Source organism: Allorhodopirellula solitaria (genome assembly GCF_007859855.1).
In the GTDB taxonomy this organism is placed as follows: domain Bacteria; phylum Planctomycetota; class Planctomycetia; order Pirellulales; family Pirellulaceae; genus Rhodopirellula; species Rhodopirellula solitaria.
This window is the reverse complement of record NZ_SJPK01000034.1, coordinates 1-16,956: the sequence shown is the minus strand read 5'-3', so window position 1 is coordinate 16,956 and position 16,956 is coordinate 1. Positions and strand designations below refer to the sequence as shown.

The 16,956-nt window shown below is 53.7% G+C and carries 11 protein-coding genes; 6 read left to right on the top strand and 5 right to left on the bottom strand.

The annotated features are described in order from the left end of the window. Positions 1–108: 108 nt before the first annotated feature. The 5 genes from pglX to brxE form a co-directional block, all read right to left on the bottom strand. A complete protein-coding gene (gene pglX, locus CA85_RS23955) occupies positions 109–3,537 on the bottom strand; it encodes a BREX-6 system adenine-specific DNA-methyltransferase PglX (protein ID WP_246113106.1) in 3,429 nt (1,142 codons plus the stop codon). A gap of 10 nt (positions 3,538–3,547) precedes the next feature. Continuing rightward, positions 3,548–7,171, bottom strand: a complete 3,624-nt coding sequence (brxC, locus tag CA85_RS23950) for a BREX system P-loop protein BrxC (protein ID WP_146394139.1) — start codon at positions 7,169–7,171, stop codon at positions 3,548–3,550. 9 nt (positions 7,172–7,180) lie between these two features. Beyond that, positions 7,181–7,819: a DUF1788 domain-containing protein gene (locus CA85_RS23945; protein ID WP_146394137.1), complete on the bottom strand. Its 639-nt coding sequence runs from the start codon at positions 7,817–7,819 to the stop codon at positions 7,181–7,183. Beyond that, complete coding sequence (locus CA85_RS23940; protein ID WP_186775190.1) at positions 7,816–8,427, bottom strand: hypothetical protein; 612 nt, start codon at positions 8,425–8,427, stop codon at positions 7,816–7,818. Before CA85_RS23940 ends, CA85_RS23945 begins: the two co-directional genes overlap by 4 nt. A 188-nt stretch (positions 8,428–8,615) precedes the next feature. Beyond that, positions 8,616–9,281, bottom strand: coding sequence for a BREX-6 system BrxE protein (brxE, locus tag CA85_RS23935; protein ID WP_146394133.1), 666 nt, complete (start codon positions 9,279–9,281; stop codon positions 8,616–8,618). Between the two features lie 43 nt (positions 9,282–9,324). Here brxE and CA85_RS23930 point away from each other — a divergent pair, with 43 nt between their 5' ends. From CA85_RS23930 to CA85_RS23905, 6 genes are read left to right on the top strand one after another with little or no spacing between them, the layout of a single operon-like run. Beyond that, entirely contained in the window at positions 9,325–9,651 is a 327-nt protein-coding gene (locus CA85_RS23930) for a helix-turn-helix domain-containing protein (protein WP_146394131.1), read from the top strand. Positions 9,652–9,688: 37 nt separating this feature from the next. Continuing rightward, a complete protein-coding gene (locus CA85_RS23925) occupies positions 9,689–10,822 on the top strand; it encodes a hypothetical protein (RefSeq protein WP_146394129.1) in 1,134 nt (377 codons plus the stop codon). A gap of 49 nt (positions 10,823–10,871) precedes the next feature. Next, the gene (locus tag CA85_RS23920; RefSeq protein WP_146394127.1) at positions 10,872–12,203 is read left to right on the top strand and encodes a hypothetical protein; all 1,332 of its coding nucleotides are present in this window, start codon (positions 10,872–10,874) and stop codon (positions 12,201–12,203) included. A 22-nt stretch (positions 12,204–12,225) separates the two neighbouring features. Then, positions 12,226–13,461 (top strand): ISL3 family transposase, encoded by a 1,236-nt coding sequence (locus CA85_RS23915; protein WP_146394126.1) that lies wholly within the window; start codon positions 12,226–12,228, stop codon positions 13,459–13,461. A gap of 30 nt (positions 13,462–13,491) precedes the next feature. After that, on the top strand, positions 13,492–15,522 hold the full coding sequence (locus tag CA85_RS23910) for a phospholipase D-like domain-containing protein (protein WP_146394124.1): 2,031 nt from the start codon (positions 13,492–13,494) through the stop codon (positions 15,520–15,522). Then, complete coding sequence (locus tag CA85_RS23905) at positions 15,515–16,945, top strand: DEAD/DEAH box helicase family protein (RefSeq protein WP_146394122.1); 1,431 nt, start codon at positions 15,515–15,517, stop codon at positions 16,943–16,945. Before CA85_RS23910 ends, CA85_RS23905 begins: the two co-directional genes overlap by 8 nt. The last annotated feature ends 11 nt before the right edge of the window (positions 16,946–16,956 follow it).

Genomic DNA, 16,956 nt, shown 5'->3' with positions numbered 1-16,956 from the left:
TCAATCCATCAAGTCAGCCGCAAGAGGCTTTCGTTCCTTCGCCAACTACCGACTCAGGATTCTGTTTTACTGCGGCAAACTCGATCTGATGCCGGAAAATACGTGCCACTAAATTCCGAGAAGAACCGTATCCTTATCGCCGCGATTGGCTCGCAAGTCTGCCAGTTCACCATCGAGCCGCGGCAATGCCCCGGTCTGCAAATGATCGGCCAGCAATGACCGCAGAGTGTTGGAGTTCCAGCGATGGATGTTGATGAAGGCGACAAAGGTTTTATTCTTTGACGAAATCGGCCAATGGATGGGGCGATTCTCGTACATGTCCTTGTGAACGTCTTTGAAGAAGTCAAGCATCAACCACTGACGCAAGGTGCGCCGCGTATTCAGTTGCGGTCCATACTCGGTCCAAGCAGCGTGCAGCGGAGCCACTACCGGATGTCCCAGGCTATCGCGGTCATCGCTTTCACCGAGCGAACCATCGAGGAACAACAGGCCGTTTGGCAAAGCGTGACCGAGCGAATCAGTACTCGGATCAAGAAGCCCGTCACCATTTTCCCCGAACCTGCCCAATGAAACACCAACCGCGAAACTAAGATGGTGGGTAGCTTTTTCAGGAGTGAATTGTTCATCGAAGTTCGGGAGAGACTCTCCGCTAGGTACATCAACAGCTTGCTGCGCCCAATTTTGTGTCAGTTCCCAAGACGAAGCCCCTGGCCGTCTAAATAGCGTCGAAGGTTCGCGGCAGTTCTCGTGACGCCCGAACGCATCTTGAACTCGTGAAACGATTGCCGATGCATGTTCAATTTCAATTAGAGCGAGGCGATTTACATCGCCAACCGTGAAGGAGATCGTTGGGTTCAGTGACTCTAAAATCTTTTTCGATACTGAGGCATTCATTACGCAAATGGTTCGTCCACAGTCGCTTGGGTAGACCGAAGATCCGCTGCCGTCGATAACACAACGCCATTGATGAAGTCGCGCAGTAAACTGAGAGCCAACCGTTGAAAACGCGACACCGGGCATGAAGTAAAATGCCTCATTCGTAACTTTTCTTGTATAGCTTCCGTATCGGTATTCGGCAGAAATCTTTACTTCAAGTCCTCTGTCTTTCCAGCGAACCAAATTCTCGACTGGGTCACACCAAGCTGTGCCTTTCGCCCCCATTAGATAACGTGTAAAAGTCCGCTGGGTAAGTTCCGGAACAATCTCGCTGTCGATTGCTATGGACACGAAGGAAGTCGTCGCTGGCTCCCAAGGTCGGACTACAAAGCGAGTATTGTTGCCGAGGTTTATACCGAATTTTCCGGACGAATCATCCCCAAGCTTTGACGCAGATGAATAGCTCTGAACAAATTCATCGGACCACCAATAGATGGCTGGCATACTTGGGATGTTCTGAAAACTCTTTGAGTTGAAAGTGAACGAACCAAACTGACATAAGATGGTAGCTCGTTTGCGTTTTGTTCGTTGCCTGTCATACTCTGGGACACCAGGGGGCGTGGGCTGGATTGCCACGCCAGGAAGGTCGGCAACAGTACACTTCCGAAAGACGCTCGCAACAACCGATAGAATATCGTTAGGTACTTCGTCGAACGCGCCAACTGCGAAATCGCCCAATGATCGCAGATCATAGTTTGGAAGTAAAAATTCTCTGAATGAGTCGTACTGTTGGATGAACATCCAATTTCGCATTGTCAGCATTGCTGAGGTGCCGCCTGACCGAACAAGCATCAACCCCCGTAAGATAAATGCGGCATAGAGATCGGCTTTAGCCGTGGAATACTCTTTTTCAATGTATTTTGACGTCAGGAGTTTACTCGTCCCTTGATACGGCGGGTTCGCGATAACTAGATCGTATCGCCCCTCCTTAACGATTCGCATGAATCGAACACCGGCGGCCAATTGCTCTCCATGCAAACGCAGTCCGAGTTCATCGGCACCGGAGTGCTTGTCCAGAAACGTCTCAATCGCCGCGAGCAGGTTCCTTGTAGCCTGCTCTTTTGGGAACGGCAGATTCTGCTGTTCCATTCGCCCGTCGGGGAACATCTTGAGTTGCATGGCGTTCCCTTCCCAACCGTTCTCGACCGCGTAGTTTGTGATCGCGTCATCAATCGCCTTGTCGATCTTCAGCAAACTGCCCAAGTGATCGGCACCGCGAAGAGCTTCGATGATTTGGTTGGTCAGTGATGCGGGAATGCCGGTTTCTTTCTCAACGGTCTCGCGTAGCTCCACCAATGCCAGATCGTTGTCCGGCAGTCGTGCGATGCCGAGGTTGGATGCAACCAGGTTCAATCGCGACGGATGAGCGTCCGCACATTTCGACTTGGCCTTGATCCACAACGCCGCCGCAGCGATTTGCACAGCACGCGGATCGAGGTCGACGCCATGCAAATTGTTTTCAAGAATGGATTCGACGATGGCTTGCGGCGACCAGTTGTCTTCGTCGCCTGATTCGGCACGATGTCTCGCCTCCTCCTCGTACAACGCAAATAGCAAGTCAAACGCGACAATCAGAAAGTGCCCCGAACCAACGGCGGGATCCAAAATCTTCAACTCACGAACCGATTCGGGTGCGTGCTCGACGGCGTCGTCCGGAATCGGCTGCGGCACGTAGTACGCCCAGCGATGTTCCAGTTCCGTTTCCAGCGGCATCAGGTCAATCAACTCGACCTCTCCGGCATCGCGTTTTGCTCGCCACTCGATTCGACGCAGCTCCAACGCATCAAGCGTCCCGGTCGATTCGGCAAGCGGTGTCCAGCTGTGCTTTTGGCACATGGCCAACCACATCGGACCGAGGCTGTTTTGCAACAACCAATCGACCATGTAGCGTTCCGTGAACATCTGAGTCTTGCTGGCGATCTCGTGCGGTTCGATCTTGCCGCCGTCGTTGATCTTCTTGTCCAGCTTCTCTCGCTCGGGATCGTTCCAGTACTGGTACACCCAACCGAGCGTCATGTCGTCGGTCCAGCACGAATCCAATTCGGGATCCGCGAACGCATCCACGACAGCACGCAATGTTTGTGTGCGGACGGGAATGTACTCCGACATACCGGCGTCGCCGTACAAGCCGGGCATGTCAATCGCGAGATCGTCAAAGATCATCCGTAGCCAAAACCCATACCCCTCGGTCTCGTCGTACTCGACGATCTCCGCCGAGAAGAACCGCAGATTGCCAAACACATCACTCTGCCAACCCTTGGCGACCAGATCGCCAGCGTGCAGGCCGGCGGCTTCCATCAACCGCAAGATCAGCAGCCGGTTCAGCAGCGTGTAAGCAGCCTGTTTTTCCAAGTCGCGACGGAAGTCTTCGGCAGTACGCTTGTTCTTCTTGCCAGCCTCACCACGGACTTGCTCGGCCGCCCAGGCTTCGATGCGTCGCCGACGCGTCGCATTGGCTTCGCTTAGTCGAGCTTGGTCGAGGCGTCGAATAGAGTACTTGAACGTCGAGTCGTTGGCCGACTTGAAGTCTTCCAATAGTCGAGTGCGAAGCGCACGAATCGTTTTCGATAGTTGGCCTTTGGCCTCAGGTGTCATCGTCATGGTGATGTTCTCAAACAATCCGCATTTTCACGTCAGCGTCCAAATGCTCCATCAGCTCTTTGCGAATCTCAGCGAGCAACTTGTCGACATCGGTTTCATCATTGATGACGCGATTGGAGTAGTTGAGCGAGACGGGACGAAGGATCTTGTCGCTGGTCTCGCTGAGGATTTCATCGAGCTTGCGATTGGCGGACTCTTCGCAACGTCCCAACCGTGCTTGGAATGAATCACGCAAGTCGATCAACTTGGGCGAGACGGCGTCTTCATCAGTATTCGTGACTGCCGAATCAAATTCACGAAGCACAATCGCAGAGTGGTCGGATGAAAGCGTGCTGAATCCTGGCCGCTTCTTAACGGTCCCACGTGCTGCGTCAGCTCCAACTTCCTGAGCACCCAGCAGTTCACGTCGCTGCGTCTTGTACGCTTCTCGCAATAACTCGACGTCGCTGTCTAGCTCACTGGCATCCAGCCAAGGGCGATCCGTTTTCAGATGCGTTTGGATTCGCTCGGCAGCTTCGGCCACCTCTGCATCGACGGGGCCAAGGTGTTCCAGTTGAGTGAACTGGTATCGCATAATCTCGCCCGCATCGTTGATCTTACCGATCAAATCGTCTTGCAGTTCCGATCGGTACACATTGACCTTGCGGATGCCTTCGCGGAGCGCGTCCAGGTTCTTTAACAGTTGCTGGACGGTTGGCTTGGCATGACGTACCTTCGCAAGGCATTTTTCGATGGCTTGCCGAAGCGTTTCAAACTCGGATGGAATAGGAACCGCGACGGAGAGTTTTTTCAGGTCACCGACCACGTCGGTCAGCTTGCGATTGAGAGGGTGGAATTGCGTCTCGACGGCGTCGGCAATCTCACCAATGTCGCGCCCAAGCTTCAGGTTGAATTCATCGTTGAAGAATTTTCTAATTTTGTTCAGTTGACCGGGATTAATGTCACCCTCATCCGCAGGGAAGAAGTCGGCGCGGCGGAAGGCTTGGGCGGAAGTGAATAGTTCCTGCATCCCCACGTCGCGCCACGAGTTGATCTCGGCTCCGCCATCGCTCAATTGGGCTTTGACTTTCGATCCTCGAATCAGTCCGGCAACGCAAGCCTTGATAAGCTCTGGTCGGTAGCCGAACGGCGCACCACCAAAGTCGGACAAGAGCAGACTACCGCTGACGCCGTTGTCTCTTGCAATCTTTTCCTGAATGCGAACCGGTACCACTCCGGTACAGGTGGCTTCATACCGTGCCCCGTCCAGGTCCAGGATTCCAAGTTCGTCTCGCATGAATTTTGCCGAGACGCCAACGAGGTCGGCCTGCAGAAGCTGTTCAACTTCAGCTGGGCTGACAACGGTGCCATCAAACATCCCGAATAGATCTTTGATGATTCGGGTGGCGCAGCGATTCGCCGCCGTTGAAAACGCTTCGCCCTGTGAACGAGCTTCGTATTTATCGCCACGGAAATAGAACGTTCCGGCACGAAAGCAATCTGCGACGGCTTCTTTGACCTTCCGGGTGCCGTCTTCGAGTTTAATCTCTTCCTCGTTCAGGCACGTTCGCTTTTGAACGCTCAGGTTTTCACGTCGTGGACGATACTTCTTGACCATTGCCTCGCTGCGAGCCAGTTCGCGGACTTCTTCACGAACCTTTTCGTTGTCGCCGCATACCCATACCAGCCGGTTCTTTAACGCCGATTCATCGCTTTGACGGATCCAGTCGGATTCACCGCGGTCTTCGTTGGGCAGGTAACGGAAATCGAGCGTGACGCAGGTGGGGTCGTTGGGGTTGAATATTTTGGCGTCGTCATGAAGGCGAGCGTTGTTGAACAAACCCGATATTGGAAAAGGGCGGTCGTTGAGTTTGGGCTTCTCGATCGTCGCCAACAGTTCTTTGAGGGCTGCCAGCACGTAGTCGCCCACTTTGTCGACGCTCGCCCCGCCGTCTCGCCGTTCGCGATCCCATTCTTCGCCAGCGGAAGACTGGATCTTGTACCCCAGCTTGTCGGAGTAGCCGAGCAAACCATGCGACCGTAGAAGCTCAAGTGCTTCTTTGACTTCGGAAACCTGATCCCCGACACCGAGGCGGTCGTAGAGGCATTTGGCGACCATCTCGGGCGTGGTCGGTTCGGATTCTTGGATCAGCTCCAGCAACGCAACTGCTTTCGCGGCTCGAAGTGCTAAGTTAGCTTTGATCTCGACGCACTTATTCATGATCCGTGACATGCTCGATTGCGTGTCCGAATCGAGAGCGGTCTTCTGGATCTCGTAGATTTGATCCAGGCTGACCACCTTGCCGAATTCTGCCTCGGCCAGTTTGAGGTCGCTGAATAGGTCGCCGAGCAATTGCAGCAAACCCCGGATCGCGTGGTCGTCGCCTGGAGCCCGGTTGGAACGCGTCCGTAGCGCGGAGGTGATTTGCAGCACGAGGTCAATCTGCCCCGGCAACATCGGGTAGATTTCGACGAATTCGTCGGCGGTGACTTCGCTGCATCCGTACGCGAACAGTTTTAGCTCCGGCCGGTGTTCATCGAACGCGGATTTGAGCATCGCGACGTGCTCGGTCTTCTTTTGAAGCAGCCGACGGTGGACGACGTCGCGAATGTTGGTAGCGGAAAGGTGGACTCGCAATTGAGGAGGAAAGCGATCACGTGCCCAGACAAGGACGTCGTCGCCGGCACCTTCGTCAAGCTTCTGTTGACCAAGCGCAAGCATCCAGACTTTGCCACGAAGCGTCGAACCAAGCGAAGTCGCGAACGCCCGAAGCTTGTCGGTTCGGTCTTTGTTGAATTGGCTGTACTGAGAGACTTCGTCAATGACGAAAAACAGCGTGGCATCGTCGGCCCGAAAACGCAGCATGTCGCCAATGTCCGCGGTCGCCTCTTCGGCCGAGCGCCCGGGAGGTGCTTTGCCAGCGTAAGCCATTGACCAGGAGAGCGGATCAATGTGCTTTTGTTTGTCCAGGTGGTGCATGACCAAAGAGAACGATTGGTCGACCATCGACGTGTCTTTGACTTCTGACCATGGCTTGCCGAGCTGGGCCTGGGCGATTTCCTGAAACTGGTCATACAGCCCATCGCGTTCCAACTTTAGCTCGAAGTCGGCCACGATCGGATCTTTGGTTGCATAGCCGAGTCGCTCCTGGAGCTGACGAATCGCGACTGCGTGAACGTGTTCGTTGTCACGTGCCTTGGCACCAACATCGAAGACAACCGAGATTGGATTGATCTTGGCACGCAGTTCGCCCCAAGCGTCAACCATTTCTTGACGACGCTGGGACTTGTTTCTCGCAAGCCATGCTTCAGAAAGCGATGTCCCATCGGGCAGACTTTTCCCGTCAAGAGACAAGCCAAGCAACTTGGCGAAGCTCGATTTACCCGAACCGTAAAAGCCAGAAATCCACGCATTCGGCAGGTCTGGGCCACCTGGCTTATCAAGCTCTCGAGTGATTCCACGCAGCAGCTTCACGTATTGTTCGTGAATACCATCGGGCACGCGTTTGTAGTTGGGATGGTCTTCGTTCCATCCACCCGTGATGATGTATTCACGGACTTCCGATTCGATGTGTTCCGGCAAATGCTGGTGGAAGTAAACAACCGGCGGAATGCTGCGAGTGACATCCTCGGCGAATAGCTCTTTGATCTTCATGTTGCTTGGCTAGGAATAAATGCGAGGTCGATAGTCACTGTCAGCGCTGATCACGCCCATGAACGAAAGCCCGGTCGGTCCATTTCGTACACCGGGATACAGCAAAACGACCGGAATGTTCTGCGTGTGTCCGTCGAGATGTTTCAGCAAGGCCGAGGATCGGTAGAACGGATAAAGAGCGCCGGCGCGTCCGATCATGGCGACGGTTCGGTCTTTCTTTTCTGGGTTCTCTTTGATGAATTCATCGATGATGCGACTGCAATCCGCAGCGATACCTTCAGGGCCTTCGATGAGTGGGCCAACTTGATCCTTGAGGTACTGTAGGCCTCGCTCCGGATCGACCTTCTGAAGTGCGGTTTCCATTCTCATCATGGCGTCGGACCACTCCTCACCTTGAGCGGCGATTCGGTCGAGTAGCAACTTTTGCAGGTTGATGCTCAGGACGCACCAGCCATGGTCCCGCAGATCGTCATTGAGCCTGACGACCTCCCGACGCAATTGAAATTCGTCAGCGGGGTCGTAACAGACAATAGCGAACCGATAGTTGCGCATCGTGCTGATGCGTGGCCCGTCTTTTTGAATCAGATCGCTCTTCAAATCCGCCATCACATCGGTAAGTGATGACTGCTCGAACAGGGGCATACTCATGTTGCGGCCCTCTGCATGTTATTCGTCTCATTGTCGACTTCAGCAAGGATTCCTGCGCTGCACGCCCATGCCATCATCGAATCGTGCTGCCAATCAAACTGAAGCAAGTCGCCTTGTTTGGAAAAGCCTAATTCTCGAATTCCACGAATTCGCCGAACGGCTTCATCTTGATCCAGCCCGACCGATGTCAGGTAGGGGTTGGAGATCGCAGAGCCCTCGTATTGAATCTCTCGCAGCAGATACATCAGGTAGCACAATGCTAAATCACTGACACGCGGGAAAAGGATCGGCCGTGGGTTGCGGTTGGATGCGATGATGCCAGCGGAGAGCGCTGATGTGAGCATTTTGCTGGCAATCTTATTCCGTGTGGGAATCTGCCAACGATCGGGCACGGTCAACTCGATCCAACGACTGGTCATGTCGTTGTCCACGTTGCCAGCGGGACCGTAATAACGCTCGACCAGGTAGTCGCCAGTGAATTTGCGATAAATCGGATCGGCCAGCTGGGTATGCCAGTGACAAATGAGTGCTCGATCGCTGAGTTCCATTGGTCGCCATTTGCCGAGCACTTCCAGGGCAAATGGATAGGCATCGTATCGGTGTCGCATGTCTGCGATCAAACGCTCAACGCGCAGAAACGTCTTGGATCCGAAGACAGATTCCTCAAAGGCTTTTTCCTTTGAAACGCTGCCGCCGGTGGACTCACATAAATGCCAATATGAACGAGAAGGTTCGATTTCAAGGGTGCATTTCATCATTCGTGTATGCGGTTGCGTTTCCTCCTTGTATTGCATCGCTATGCATCCCTCCGGAAGTGTGGCATCGGGTAACTGCCAGCAATCGGTGACAGTCCTGCGACCAAACGGCTGGTCAGTTCGCCAAGGATCTGAGGTGGCTTGCCCTTCAAACGTCGCCCTGCGGGCACCTCAGTAAACGATTCTTTGCCGAACGAACTGGTCCAACTCGCGAATGCGTCTCTGTTCCATCCGTCAGCGATTGCTTCCCCCAATTGCGGGAGTGCTTCTCGAGGATCCGTGCCAGCAAGCTTCAGTTGCCGAAGCCTGTCTTCAACCTTCTCGTCAATCGCGAAGCCCAAAGAAAAGAGAGTCAATAGACGGTCAGGATCATGATCTTTCGAGCGAACCGCCGCGTCATGCAAACGAGCGGCTTCGCGCACGGATTGGAACATGACCCAGCGCCACGTGTTCGGTAACAACTCTTGAAGCTCGTATTCAGCGCCGTCACCAACCAGATTGGTCCGCCACCATCCCAATCGCTTCGCCGTTGGATCATCACTGGTCCCGGATTCACCCGCCCAAGCAACGATCAATTGTGCTGTCAGCAAGGCATCGATCTCTCGCGCAAGCGGTGCCGACGAAAGAACAGTTTCTGTCGTTGCATTCGCTTCGCTCATCGAAAAATCACCTCGCCCCGCATATTGACCTAAAAGTTCAGGTAGCATACGGTCTCTCGGGGGCCTTCACAATCAGAGGAGTGCCGGTGCCATGCAGTTTGGTGAAAGAGTGCGCGTACTACGCGTCCAACAAGCAATGACTCAGCAAGACCTTGCGGATTGTATGGGTGTGAGCGTTTCGTACATCAGCAAAGTCGAGAACGGTAAACTCCACTTCGGTGATTACCCGTCGGAGAAGTTCATCCACAAGTTGGCTTCGGAAATGAAGGCTGACGAAGACGAATTGCTGCTGTTAGCCGACAAGGTTCCAGCTTCAATGCGACGGCGAATTCGTCAACGACCAGATCTGTTTCGAAGAATTGCGAGGATGGACAAACAGGCTCTCGATGCACTCGAAGCATCGATTGTGAAGGGGTAACGCGATTAGCGACGGGGCAACGACGGAAATAGGAAAAATGGCAAGCACTGAGTCTGTCGTCGGAGATGGCTGGGATTTCGGCTACTTGATGCCACAAATCAGTTTCACGGAATCTATTGAAAACCAGTCTCTTGCTCTGGTACCATTCAGCGATCCGAGATTTGTCGCGATTGCAAATTCGTGTGATGCGACGAATGCTCTCAAAAGCGGTCTAACCGATGCGTTTGGACGTGATTGCAAGTCCTCCGCGCTGCTAGTGAATAGCAACGCACCAGGCAACATCGACTTCGTCGCTGTTCTGGATTTCCGCAACGCCGTTGCGATTAGTAGCTTGATCGACGGATTTAGTCTTCAGCTTTCTGGAGGTAATGCAGGATACCCCCAATGGTCCAACTACTTTGACTTCTACAGCTACACGCCAACCACCGACGGTAATTTGGTCGGTCAAAGCCTGGCATTAACCGGATATGAACGTAGCGAAGGTTTTGCCGGCCAAACGACTCCATATCTTCCGCCCTCCACCAGCATTCACCCAGGAGTCGACAACGGAGTCCTGGACGCCTTATTGCTGCAATGGAACAGGAAGCACCTAAACAAAAAAAGCGATCGCGGCACTCGCGCTTTATTCCGATCGCTACAGGTAGCTTCGGCCGCCTCACGTTTGCCCGGTGTTGGAACTCGCGTGCCGACGATTCATGACCTCGGGCTATCGGTTGCGACTTGGGTCAGTGCGTTCGAGGTCTTGTCGCATCCGGGAAACGGCAATGCGAACAAAACGACAGTCCTTGACTGTCTTGAAGATGCGTCGTGGATGTCGCCTAAGCTGAAAGCCAGGTCGTATCAGAGCAAGAGCCACAGCGGCAAAACAGTACGTCGCATCAACTTCTGCCAAAGGCTCTATACGGAGCTCTACCAGACTAGGAACGATTTTCTTCATGGAAACAAGGTTGCCTTCAAGAGCTTGTTCCCATTTAGGGATGATCGGCTTCCCTCCCTACCGGCCATCGCTGTTCTGGTATATCGTGCAGCGTTAGAAGGATTCTTGAGACACCTGCCAGGATCACTTTCGTCAAATACCCCGAACAATCTGGAAGCATGGTTTGAGAATTCATTTCGTCGACGCCCCTATGAAGAAGCACTTGAAAACCTGATTGCTAGAAAGACCACTTAGTGGAGGATTCGCTTGAGCTTTTCCTAATGACGAAAATTAACACCACACCATGCTTCACACTCCTTTCCTTACCGATCTCGACTCGCGGGCGGCCGTCAAGGGTTCTCGTGACCCGCTCGGGATTCAGCAGGTTTGGACGCGGATGGGGCGTCATGTGGTTGGCAACCTGACAACGGTCAGCAACTCGGTTCGTGATTTTTCGACGTTGCTGTTGGGCTACTACTTTGCCGAACAGCTTGCCGACGAGTTGGGGCCGGGTTCGGAATTGGCGACGTTTTTGAAGTGGGAGCAGTTGGCGGCGTACTCGCGAGCCAGCGTCAATGGCGATTTCCACTTCCGCGGAACCGAGCGTGTGAAACGAAATCTTAGCGAGAGTAACCGGGTTACGTTGTCGGATGAACGTAGTCACCAGATTCTTGCGAACCAAAAGATCTACGGCCTGTGGGGCCTATACACGATGCCGTCGCGAGCATCGGGGTTGGTTAACGGAAGCCCAACGCGATTGACGCCGATCGCGATGGAATTCGTTCAGAAGCACTGTTTGCCGATCATGACCAAGGCCGGTGCAGGCAAGGATGCGAGTCGAATTGTTGCGATACTCAAGGCGAAATCGACTCGGCTCGACCTGAAGAAATCTGACGCGCCGGTCGTCCCAGTGGGGCAAGTCCTGAAGCAAGACATTCGCAAAGCAGAGCGGGAGTTCTTTTACGAACATTTAGTTGAGGGTGGCCCAACGGACGCGACCGAAGGGCGGCAACGTCAACTCGCATTGTTACTTGCGGACTCTTTGAGCGATACATCGTTTCAATGGACTCCTGCGACGATGCGGCATCTGGTGAAAGCTGCGACTAGCCGCGGTGATCCATGGCAACCATTGGCGACAGATCTGGAACGCATCCGAATAACAGAATCCGTGCTTGCTCCATCATCGCTTCTGTTTGAATATCTGTTGGGTTCGGATGGCCTAACAATCAAAGAGGTCGCCAGCGCGGTTGAGAAACAATGGGGCGGCGGCCTGACGACGATTGAACCCAGCGTGCTCGATGGGATGCACGGACAGTGGAGTGGGGGTGACTCATCAGTCGGCGATCGGTGGGTCGCGATCGGCCATGCGTTGTCGAGCGGTCGCTTCGCAGACGTTATCGAGCAACTCATTCAGCAGAACGCAAGCGTGATGACTACACGTGGGGGCGCGGCATGGATTGAACGGAATCATGGCAAAATGAACGTGCGATTTAAAGATGAGAACGGAAAGCTGCCTGACGAAGACAAACTTGGCGAGCTCTGGCGTTTTCCCTATTTCTTGGACTCGCTGCGTAGTGTTGCTCGTGTTTTGAGGGAGGGTTCTTCTCGGAATTTAGTGGCAGATAGCCGATTTTAGCTGGTTTTTGTAAACTGGTGGGATGAACAGTCTCAACGAACATTACCGTGATCTTCTTGGCCTCGATGATTCTTGGACAGTGTCCAAGGTGGACCTTCAGTTAGAGGAGAATTCGGTCGTAATCGAACTCTCTCACCGGGGCGGTCCTTTGACCTGTCCTGAGTGCCACGGTAGTTGTGGTAGAGCCGACACAGCGCCTCCGCGAACGTGGCGACATCTCGATACCATGCAGTTCACGACAGAGATCAAGGCGGCGGTTCCCCGTTGCCGATGCGCTCAATGTGGCGTCAAAACGGTCTCGGTTCCGTGGGCAGGTAAGCACTCTCGTTTCACTTTGATGTTCGAAGCTTTCGGAATTCGCGTTCTCCAAGCTGCAGCGAATGTCTCGCGGGCGGCTGCCTTGCTGAGCCTTAATTGGGAGTCGGTGCATAAGCTGATCGAACGGGCCGTTGCTCGCGGTATCGACCGGCGGACACTTGACGAGATCAAGCACGTCGGCATTGACGAAAAGAGCCTCGGTAAAGGTCATGACTACGTCTCGGTATTGACTGACCAGGATCATCGGCGAGTTCTTGATGTGACCAAGGATCGCACCACTGTGGCTACCGATGAACTTTGGCAAACACTCAACGAAAACCAGCGAAAAGGGGTTGAATCGGTGTCATTGGACATGTGGCAGGCGTTCATGACCAGCTCCAACAAGAATGCCCCGAACGCGGAGATCGTCCATGACAAATTTCATGTCAGCAAGTATCTCAATGAGGCCGTCGACAAGGTGCGACGGAGGGAGCACCGCGAGCTCAAGTCCGAGGGTGATGATTGCTTGACGGGCTTGCGTCAGTTGCTGTTGTACAACGAGGAGAATCTCGATGAGGACGGTCAGGTCGAGATGCAGATCCTTCAGAAAAGTGATCTTCAAACGGGCCGTGCTTGGGCTATCAAAGAGAACTTTCGTCATTTCTGGCTGAGTGAGAATTCAGGCACGGCGGGAGAGTTCTTCCGTTCTTGGTACGGCTGGGCGATTCGCAGTCGCTTGGAGCCAATCAAGAAGGTCGCGCGGATGCTCAAGAGGCATCTGCCTGGACTGCTGAGCTACTTTCGGCATCATGTCACTAATGGGTTGGCCGAGGGATTCAATAGCAAGATTCAATCCATCAAGTCAGCCGCAAGAGGCTTTCGTTCCTTCGCCAACTACCGACTCAGGATTCTGTTTTACTGCGGCAAACTCGATCTGATGCCGGAAAATACGTGCCACTAAATTCCGAGAAGAACCTGAGGGAGAAGTCCAGTGACTGAGATTCCTCATGAGGCATTGTCGGACCACTTTCAGCTCCGAATGGAAGGGCGTCGGCTGCGTTCAGCAGTGCTGATGACTTACCAATTCGATCCAGGGTTCTTTGAGCAAGAGGTGCTGCCAGCGTTCTTTGACATTGGCCTTAGCCACGCTTCGACCGTTCGGCTGTTGCAGTTGGAAGACGCGATTCGCGATCTCGCTGGCGAAATCGCCGTGTATTACGACGCCGGCGGCCTGGTCGTGGGTGATGCGGGATCCGCTAAATTGGACGTCCGCTACATACCGATCCAGCACAACGCCATCTTTCACCCAAAGAACGTGTTGCTACTGGTGGAGGACGAGGAAGCGGACGAGGACGGCTTCCATCCGCTAACGTTGCTGGTTGCTTGCTTGTCGGCAAATTTGACGCGATCGGGTTGGTGGGAGAACATCGAGTGCTGCCACGTTGAGGAAATTGCGGAAGGCGACAAGACGCGATTGAAGGATCGACTGACCAAATTCTTGCAGTCCATCAAGCGACGCAGCCCTGACCAAACCAGTCATGCTGCTATCGACGATGTCCTAGCCTTTCTCCGAGCTAGTGAGCAACGAAAACAGCGGTCGATCGGTGGCGAGTTGCTGCCGCACTTCTACCAAGGACGCCAAAGCCTGCCTGATTTTCTCAGCGGGCATATCCGCAATCAGATGCAAGGCTGCTATTTAGAAATCATTTCACCCTATTTCGACGATGCCGAGCAGTGCCAGCCGCTGAACGAATTGATCAGTTTGTTCGATCCGAAAGAAGTCCGTGTGTTCTTGCCGCGAAGTGGCGCCGGAGAAGCGTTCGTGCGAAAGGAACTGTTTGAATCGGTCGATGAACTGCCGAACGTACATTGGAGCCATCTGCCAAAGGACATCATGCGGAGGGGATCACGTGAAGAGGCAGGCGTACGGTTCGTCCATGCCAAGATCTATCGCTTCTTCACGCAGAGCCCCAAACGCGAGATCTGTTTCCTGGGGTCACCGAACCTGACGCGTAGCGCCCATCAGAAAGGCGGAAATCTAGAAAGCGGTTTCTTGCTCGAAGTGCCGACTCCGCGTCGACCTTATTTCTGGTTGAGTCCAGATTCAAAAACGCCGATGGAGTTCGTGGTTCGCGGTGAAGACGAAGGGGCCAGTGATGTCAGCTCGCCACTGAATTTGCGGTACAACTGGGACACCGAGAAAGCGTCAGCGTTCTGGGATCACAAAGCACCCTCGCCGGAATTGCGAATAGCCGATCGGAACGTGGCGATCGGAAAAATTGGCCCGCTCGCTCCACGAGAATGGACTGAGCTAGAGGAAGGGGTAGCGTCCGCGATCGCGAGCTCGCTTCGCAACACTTCGTTGGTGGAGGTCCACGGCGACGGCGACAAATCGGCATTCGTTCTCATTCAGGAAGAGGGGATGTCACACAAACCGTCGTTGCTGTTGCAACTGTCGACGGCGGATATTCTGCGATATTGGTCATTGTTGAGTGCTGAGCAACGTGCAGCATTCATAGAAACACGAGCTACTGTTTTGGCGGGGACCGGAACCGGCGATGATCTGGTGGTTCGAGCCAAGATCGCCTTGGACAACGATACGCTTTTCGATCGGTTCGCAGGATTTTTCCACGCGTTTGGCTGCCTGGAACGTGCCGTCCGAAAGTCGCTCGAGGAGGGACAGCCAAAGCAGGCCAGCTATCGTCTTTTCGGTCGCAAGTACGATTCGCTAGGAACGCTGCTTGATCGCATCTCAGCGCAGCGAGAAACGCTGGACGCTGTCGACGGATATGTAATTTTGATGTGTTGCAAGCAACTATGCACTGAGATTGCGAAAGACTACCCGGAGTATTGGAGTAAGCAGGCTGAGAATGCAATGAAGCTTTCAGGTCGGTTTACCGAATTGGAATCGGTCCGTGATCGGTTGCTAAAAGATAACGGCGACGACTTTGGCGAGTTCCTGTCGTGGTTCGACAAATGGTTCTTGAAGCGAGCAAAACCGGTGGAGGCGTCCGATGGCTAACATATTGCTCGACACAAAAGTCGCATCACAGCTGCTCGACTTTGGGAGTCGCATTGGTGAAGCCCGTGGAAACGAACAACTCGAAGGAGCTGTTGCAATTCACAACATGCTGCAGGCCCACGGTGTTGCCTACCTGGCCGACGAAGTCGGGATGGGAAAAACATACGTTGCACTCGGAGCCCTGGCTCTATTTCGCCATTTCAATCCCGGCTTTCGCGTTCTTGTGCTCGCCCCACGCGGCAATATCCAATCGAAATGGATGAAGGAACAGCGAAACTTCGTCGCGAACAATGTCCGCATCTGCGACATGCGAGTCAAATCGCTTCACGGATCTCCGGCACGCCCGCTGGTTTCCTGTGGCAATTTGCATGATCTGGTTCACGAGGTTACGGCGGATCCGAATCGCGATTTCTTCGCCAGGATGACGAGTTTCAGCTTTCCGGTCACAGGCAAGCACGCAGTGAATCGAGAGCGGGGCGAGAAGATCCGAGACGCATTTCGATCCAGTGTTCCGTGGCTTCGCAATGAAATCTTCGACCTTCGTAGCAAGGAAGCTTTCAAAGACAATTTCGCCAAGGCTCTTTGCTGCGTCCTACCTAAGTTTGACCTTGTGATTGTCGACGAAGCTCACAACCTAAAGCATGGCTATGGAGAAAGTGTTTCATCTCGCAACCGCTTGTTGGCATTGGCGATGGGGCATCCGAGCGCCGAGATCGACTCGAAACTGTTTCCGGGGTACGCTTCGCGAGCATCACGCGTCTTGTTTCTATCTGCAACGCCAGTCGAAGAGACCTATCAGCAGCTTTGGAACCAACTGGATGTCTTCGGAAAAGCCGGCCCATACAAAAAGCTCTTAGACAAAAAAATCAGCGATGAAACGCGAAAGGCTGTTGCATCAGATTTTTTGATTCGACGGGTGACATCGGTGCGAATTGGCGCAGACGAGTTGACCAAGAATGAGTATCGGCGTGAGTGGCGACGGGGTGGCGTCGTCTCGCATGACGAACCGATCCGAGTTGAGGATCCGAAGCAACGAATGGTAGTGGCGTTGGTGCAGAAAAAGGTCACCGAGTTGCTGGGACACGAGCGATTCAATTCATCATTTCAAATTGGGATGCTTGCGTCGTTCGAGAGCTTTCTTGAAACCGCCAAGCTAAAACGAGACGACGACGAGACAGCGAACTTTGATGACTCGGACCAGACCGAAAATTCAATGGAGAAAGAAGGTGTCGATGTCAACAACATTAACCGCCTGGCAGGGTGCGATCCGCGTAGTGCGCCTGTGATCTGGCGAGATTGGTATTCACGAAAAGAGGCTTCCTCCTGCAAAATGTTGGTGCTCAAACTAACACCGCAGGAAAGGAAGCCTCATGGATGTCAAAGGTATCGTCGGAAGCCTCACTCAAGCAATCGCAGATTCTGAAATTCAATCCC

Bases quoted from the DNA above. Each gene is read 5' to 3' on its own strand.
- CA85_RS23945 (WP_146394137.1), bottom strand. From the start codon at position 7,819: ATGAGTATGCCCCTGTTCGAGCAGTCATCACTTACCGATGTGATGGCG.
- CA85_RS23905 (WP_146394122.1), top strand. From the start codon at position 15,515: ATGGCTAACATATTGCTCGACACAAAAGTCGCATCACAGCTGCTCGAC.
- CA85_RS23920 (WP_146394127.1), top strand. From the start codon at position 10,872: ATGCTTCACACTCCTTTCCTTACCGATCTCGACTCGCGGGCGGCCGTC.
- brxC (WP_146394139.1), bottom strand. From the start codon at position 7,171: ATGAAGATCAAAGAGCTATTCGCCGAGGATGTCACTCGCAGCATTCCG.
- CA85_RS23940 (WP_186775190.1), bottom strand. From the start codon at position 8,427: ATGCGACACCGATACGATGCCTATCCATTTGCCCTGGAAGTGCTCGGC.
- brxE (WP_146394133.1), bottom strand. From the start codon at position 9,281: ATGCTACCTGAACTTTTAGGTCAATATGCGGGGCGAGGTGATTTTTCG.
- pglX (WP_246113106.1), bottom strand. From the start codon at position 3,537: ATGACGATGACACCTGAGGCCAAAGGCCAACTATCGAAAACGATTCGT.
- CA85_RS23925 (WP_146394129.1), top strand. From the start codon at position 9,689: ATGGCAAGCACTGAGTCTGTCGTCGGAGATGGCTGGGATTTCGGCTAC.
- CA85_RS23915 (WP_146394126.1), top strand. From the start codon at position 12,226: ATGAACAGTCTCAACGAACATTACCGTGATCTTCTTGGCCTCGATGAT.
- CA85_RS23930 (WP_146394131.1), top strand. From the start codon at position 9,325: ATGCAGTTTGGTGAAAGAGTGCGCGTACTACGCGTCCAACAAGCAATG.